Source organism: Leifsonia sp. Soil_N53, assembly GCF_057655165.1.
The window spans coordinates 1-6,032 of sequence record NZ_JBDGMM010000006.1 but is presented as its reverse complement, the minus strand read 5'-3'; the positions used below and the strand labels follow the sequence as shown (position 1 = coordinate 6,032).

Here is a 6,032-nt window from a genome sequence, read left to right as displayed (position 1 = left end):
AGGCGGCCGCGCTCGCGCGCCGGCTCCGGGCGGAGGCGGCGGGAGCCGTCGCGGGCGTGGAGGCGGCGATCGCCCTCCGCGAGCGGCCGACGGCAGTGATGCTCAAGGCGACCGGGATCGACGTCGTCTCCGGCGGCGACCACGGCGCGGAGCCGTGGGACGCGGACGCCGAGGTGACCGTGTGGCTCGACCCGTCGCGCGCGGCGTACCTGAAGACCGTGGTGCGGGAGGGCGCCCTGACCGGGTTCGTGTCGGTCGGCCTCCCTCAGGCCGGTGCGGAGCTGACGCTGCTGTTCGAGCGCGGCGCCGCCCTGCCGGCCGAGCCGTCGGCGCTGCTGCGACTGGACGCCGCCGACCCCGGAGCCGTCGCCGTCGAGGACCCCCTCGGGCCGGACGCGACGGTCTGCTGGTGCAACGGCGTCACCGCCGGCCGGATCGGGGAGGCCGTGGCCGCCGGCTGCGACACCGTCGAGTGCGTCGGCCGTGACACCAGGGCCGGCACGGGCTGCGGCGGCTGCAAGGGCCGCATCGCCGCCATCCTGGCCGCCGCGCCCGTCGTGTGACTGGCGGGGCGACGGCTCAGACGTCGAGCCGGTACCCGCGCTTCACGACCGTGGCGACCAGCCCCGGCGTCCCCAGGCTCTGCCGGAGCCGGCTCAGCGAGACCTCCATCGCGTGCTCGTCGCAGCCGCCGTCGAGCGCGACGGACAGCTCCCGGCGCGACACCACGGCGCCGTTCGCCGCGACCAGCGCGCGGAACAGCGACAGCGACGTCGGCGTCAGCCGCACCGGGGTCCCGGCCACGACGGCGACGGTGCCGCGCAGCTCGACCTCCCCGTGCCGGGTGCTCACCCGCCGGGTGGATTCCGCCTCCAGCTGCTCGCAGACCAGGCGGATGAGCGCGCCCATCCGGAACCGTTCCGGCTGCAGCGGCTCGACGCCCGCGCTGAGCAGCGGCGCCGAGGTCACCGGTCCGACACTCGCGGCCACCACGTCGGTGCGGAACGCCTCCAGCACCTCCGGGTGCCTGCCGCGGGCGAGCGCCGCGATCAAGAGGCCGTCGACCGCCGGCGCGCTCGTGAAGGTCACGCAATCCAGCTGCCGCGACGCGATCGCGTCCACGAGCCGGGTCGCCCGCTCGTCGTCGTCCTCTGCGACCGACCAGGTGTACGGCGCGACGGTGATGACCCGGTCGCCCGCCTCCTGCAGCCGCTGCAGCTGCCCGACGTCCTTCTGCCCGTGCAGCTGGACCGCCACCGTGATCCCCGGCGGGAACTCCGCGATCACCTTCGAGACGAGGGAGGCCGTGGTCTCCTCGTCGCTCATCCCCGCGTCGTCGAGTCCCGCCGCCCGCACCGACCCGCGCGCCTTCGGGCCGCGCACCAGGATGGTCGACTCCGCGAGCGCGCGCTGCAGGTCCTCGCCGAGCCCGGCCGAGTCGGCGACCTCGAACCAGCGCCGCATCCCGTAGCTGGTGGTGGCGAGCAGCACGTCCGGCGCCGCCGCGATGATCCGCTCGGTGTCCGCGATGACCGGCGCGTCGTCCTCGGCGTGCCGCATGTGCACCGTCGGCGCGTGCAGCACGGCCGCTCCGCGCCGCTCGAACGCGTCGATCAGGTCCGCCGAGCGCCGGTCGCTGGTCACGCCGATCCGGAACCCGGTCAGCTGGTCGGGGCGGAAGGCCGCGATGCGTTCGTCGCCCATGTCAGCCTCCGGTCACCGCGGCGGCGTCGGCCAGCGCGGTCGTCGCGCCGGCGTCGCCGCCGCGTGCGAGCCGGACCACCTCGCCGATCACGACCACCGCCGGCGAGCCGACCCCGGCCTTCACCGCCTCGGTCAGGATCGTCCGCAGGTCGCCGAACGTCGTGCGCTGCCGCGTCGAGAACCCCTGCTCCACCACAGCGACCGGCATCTCGGGGTCCATCCCGAACCGGGCCAGCCCCGCGGTGATCGACGGGAGGTTGGTGATCCCCATCAGGATGACGATCGTGCCGCCGAGCCCGGCGAGATGCTCCAGCTCGGCCGGTGCGAGCGGCGCGTGGCCGGAGACGACCGTGAACATCCGGGAGGCGCTGCGGTGCGTGACGGGGATCCCGGCCGCCGCGGGCACCGCGACGGCACTGGTCACCCCGGGGATGACGCTCACCGGGATGCCCGCCCGCCGGCACGCCTCCACCTCCTCGCCGCCGCGCCCGAAGACGAACGGGTCGCCGCCCTTCAGCCGGACGACATTGGCGCCCTCCCGGGCGTGCGCGACCAGCAGGCGCTCGATCTGGTCCTGCGGGATCGGGTGGTGGCCCGGCCGCTTGCCCACGTCGATCAGCTCCGCACCCGGAGCCAGCTCGGCCAGTGTCTCGTGCGGGGCGAGCCGGTCGTAGAGCACGACATCGGCCGCCGCGAGCGCACGGGCCGCCGCGACGGTCAGGAGGTCGGGGTCGCCCGGGCCGCCGCCGACCAGGGTCACCGATCCGGTGCTGCCGCTCGTCATGGGGTCTCTCCTTCCGCCGCCGGAGCGGCGCCCGCCCGCACCGGGATGGTCGTCCCGGCGAGCAGCACGGCGCCCGCCGCGCGCTCCTCCGCGGTCGCCGGGCGCAGCTGCCCGCGCTCCTCGACCCGCGCGATCGACGGATCGGCCTCGGCCGGCGCGTTCACGAACGACCGGAACCGGCGCAGGCGCTCCGGGTCGCGCAGCGTCGCCGCCCACTCGTCCTCGTAGGTGTCGATGTGCTTGGCCATCGCGGCCTCCAGCTCGGCGCCGAGGCCGAGGGAGTCCTCCACGACCACCTCGCGCACGTGGTCGACGCCGCCGTCGAGGTCCTCCATCCAGCGGGCCGTGCGCTGCAGCCGGTCGGCCGTGCGGATGTAGTACATGAGGTAGCGGTCGATGTAGCGCACCAGGGTCTCGTCGTCGAGGTCGGAGGCGAGCAGCTGCGCGTGCGCGGGCTGGAAGCCGCCGTTGCCGCCGACGTACAGGTTCCAGCCCTTGTCGGTCGCGATCACCCCGACGTCCTTGCCGCGCGCCTCCGCGCACTCGCGCGCGCAGCCGGAGACCCCGAACTTGAACTTGTGCGGAGCGCGGAGGCCGCGGTACCGCAGCTCGAGCGAGACCGCCATCCCGACCGAGTCCTGCACCCCGTAGCGGCACCAGGTGGAGCCGACGCAGCTCTTCACGTTCCGCAGCGCCTTGCCGTAGGCCTGGCCCGACTCGAAGCCGGCGTCGACGAGCAGCTTCCAGATGTCCGGGAGCTGGTCGAGGCGGGCCCCGAACATGTCGATGCGCTGGCCTCCCGTGATCTTCGTGTAGAGGCCGAAGTCCGTCGCCACCTGCGCGATCACCGCGAGCTTCTGCGGGGTGATCTCGCCGCCGGGGATGCGCGGGACGACCGAGTACGTGCCGTCCTTCTGCATGTTGGCGAGCGCGCGGTCGTTGGTGTCCTGCAGCGGGCCGCGGCCGCCGTCGAGCGGGTAGCCGCTGTGCTGGCTGGCGAGGATCGAGCCGACGGCGGGCTTGCAGATGTCGCAGCCGCGGCCGGACCCGAGCCGGCCGATCGTCTCCTCCCAGCTGGTCAGGCCGAGCACGCGGACGGACTCGAAGAGCTCCTGCCTGGACAGCTCGAAGTGCTCGCACAGCGCGTGCGAGACGGTGGCGCCGGAGGCGGTGAGCTCGGCCTCCAGCAGCTTCTTCACCAGCGGGACGCACGAGCCGCACTGGGTGCCGGCGCGGGTGCACGACTTCAGCTCGCCGAGGTCGTGGCAGCCGTCGGCGACGGCCGCGCGCACGGTGCCCGCAGTGACGTTGTTGCACGAGCACACGTACGCGTCGTCGGGTAGAGCGCCGCCGGCGGGAGGCTCGGCGCCCGCGGCCGAGAGGTAGGCGGCCGGCTCGGCGTCGAGCTCGCGGCCGAGCAGCGGCCGGAGGCCGGCGTACGGGGCAGCGTCGCCGACGAACACGCCGCCGAGCAGGGTCTTGGCGTCGTCGCTGACGACGAGCTTCTGGTACAGGCCGCGCGCCGGGTCGGCGTAGACGATCTCCAGCGCGCCCGCCTCGCGGGCGAACGCGTCGCCGAAGCTCGCGACGTCCACGCCGGAGAGCTTGAGCTTGGTGGCGTCGTCCACGGTCGTGAACGTCGCGTCGCCGCCGAGCAGCCGGTCGGCGACCGTCTCGGCCATGGCGTTGGCTGGGGCGACCAGGCCGACGGTGCGGCCGTCGATTGCGGCGACCTCGCCGATCGCCCAGATCGCGGGATCCGAGGTGGTGCAGGCCTCGTCGACGATCACGCCGCCGCGCTCGACCGTCGCGAGCCCGGCCTCCCTCGCCAGCTCGTCGCGGGCGCGGATGCCGATCGCGAACACCACGATGTCAGCGGGCACCGCTCGGCCGTCGGCGCACCGCACCGACACCGGGAGGCCGTCGTCGCCGAGCACGATCTCGCGCGGGCGGGTGCCCAGGTGGAGGTCGACCCCACGGGCCGAGATGAGCCGCCCCAGCGCCTGGCCGGCGCCCTCGTCGAGCTGCGCCGACATCAGCCAGCCGCCCGAGTGGATGATGACCGCCTCCGCGCCGAGCGCCGCGACACCGCCCGCGGCCTCCAGGCCGAGCAGGCCGCCGCCTGCGACCGCGACCCGCGGAGCCCGGCCGAGCCGCTCGCGCAGCTCGGCGACCTCGGCGACGAGCGCGTCGACGTCGTCGATCGTGCGGTAGACCCGGCTCGCGGCGGCGCCCGGGATGTCAGGGACCGGGGCGGAGGACCCGGTGGCGAGCACCAGGTCGTCGTAGTGGAGGACCACCCCGGCGGACGTCGTGACCGTCTTGGCCGCCCGGTCGATGGCGGTCGCCGCCTCCCCGATGCGGAGCTCGACGGCGGCGTCCTCCCAGTGCGAGGCCGGCTCGAGGGTGAGGTCGACGCCGCCGTCGGCGAGGCGCTTGCTCAGCTGGACCCGGTCGTAGGGGAGGTAGGGCTCCTCGGCGATCACCACGATCGACCGGGCCTCGCCTCCGCCGCGCGAGACCAGCGCGTCCACCAGGCGGTGCGCGGCCGGGCCGCCCCCTACGATCACCGTGCGTCGTGTCGTCATGCGGGCGCCCCTTCCGTGTTCAGCGGCTGCCGCCGCGCCGGCCGGTATCCCGGCCGGTGCCTTTCGAGCCTAGAAGGAGGCGGTTTCCCTTCCGTTTCGGCTGTGTAACCGGGCGTTAACACCGGTCGCACACGGCCGCCGGGGAGGTGTGAGCCCGGTTTCACGCGGACGTTACACACGGCGACGACCGCGGAAACATCGGAGTCCTACCGTCGGAGCATGACGATCACGCAGCTGACCGAGGGAACGGACGCCGCACCGGGCACCTGGGTGCGGGCCTGCCGCGTCGACGACCTTGAGCCGTCCTGGGGCGAGGCGGTGCTGCTCCGGATGCGCCAGATCGCGGTGTTCCTGCTCTCGCCACGCGAGGTCTACGCCGTCGCGCACGAGGACCCGGCGGGCGGCGCACCCGTGATGGCGCGCGGCATCGTCGGCTCGCGCGGCGACCGGCCGACCGTGGCGTCCCCGCTGCACAAGGAGGTCTACGACCTCGGGACCGGCGAGTGCTTCTCGGACCCGGCGCTCGCCCTGCGCACCTTCCGCACCCGCATCGTGGGCGGCTTCATCGAGATCGAGCTGGTCGGGCCGGAGCCGGAGGCCCCGTGACCGAGGTGGTCCTCGCCGCGTCGCACGGCACCTCCTCCCCGGAGGGCCGCGCCGCCGTCCGCCGGCTGGTGGAGGCCGTCGCGGAGTCGCTGCCGGTGGAGGTCGTGGGCTGTCACGTGGACGTCGAGCAGCCCGATGTGCCGTCGGCGCTCGGCGACGCCGCGCGGGCAGGCCGTGCGGATCGCGCCGTCATCGTCCCGCTGCTGCTCTCGGCCGGTTACCACGTCTACGTCGACCTGGCGGAGGCCGCCGCCGCTGCCCCGCTGCCCACGGCCGTGACCGCCGCGCTCGGGCCGGACCCGCGCCTGATCGAGGCGCTCGCCGGCCGGCTGGCGGAAGCCGGGCAGCAG

General features: G+C 74.8%; 6 protein-coding genes. 3 read left to right on the top strand and 3 right to left on the bottom strand.

The annotated features are described in order from the left end of the window. Positions 1–563 (top strand): (2Fe-2S)-binding protein (locus AC3A3H_RS00160; protein ID WP_487612509.1); only part of this gene is annotated, 563 nt, incomplete at its 5' end. 16 nt (positions 564–579) lie between these two features. Here AC3A3H_RS00160 and AC3A3H_RS00155 read toward each other — a convergent pair. From AC3A3H_RS00155 to nirB, 3 genes are read right to left on the bottom strand one after another with little or no spacing between them, the layout of a single operon-like run. After that, entirely contained in the window at positions 580–1,704 is a 1,125-nt protein-coding gene (locus tag AC3A3H_RS00155) for a uroporphyrinogen-III synthase (RefSeq protein WP_487612508.1), read from the bottom strand. Position 1,705: 1 nt separating this feature from the next. Then, positions 1,706–2,488 carry a uroporphyrinogen-III C-methyltransferase gene (gene cobA, locus AC3A3H_RS00150; RefSeq protein WP_487612507.1) on the bottom strand — a complete coding sequence of 261 codons (783 nt, stop codon included), beginning with the start codon at positions 2,486–2,488 and terminating at the stop codon, positions 1,706–1,708. Further along, on the bottom strand, positions 2,485–5,076 hold the full coding sequence (nirB, locus tag AC3A3H_RS00145; protein WP_487612506.1) for a nitrite reductase large subunit NirB: 2,592 nt from the start codon (positions 5,074–5,076) through the stop codon (positions 2,485–2,487). The genes cobA and nirB overlap by 4 nt, the downstream gene beginning before the upstream one ends. A 219-nt stretch (positions 5,077–5,295) precedes the next feature. On the opposite strand from nirB, the gene nirD reads away from it, so the two are divergent. Both nirD and AC3A3H_RS00135 read left to right on the top strand, forming a co-directional pair. Then, the gene (nirD, locus tag AC3A3H_RS00140) at positions 5,296–5,682 is read left to right on the top strand and encodes a nitrite reductase small subunit NirD (protein ID WP_487612505.1); all 387 of its coding nucleotides are present in this window, start codon (positions 5,296–5,298) and stop codon (positions 5,680–5,682) included. After that, the coding region (locus tag AC3A3H_RS00135) for a sirohydrochlorin chelatase (protein ID WP_487612504.1) at positions 5,679–6,032 on the top strand (354 nt) is incomplete at its 3' end. The genes nirD and AC3A3H_RS00135, both read left to right, overlap by 4 nt.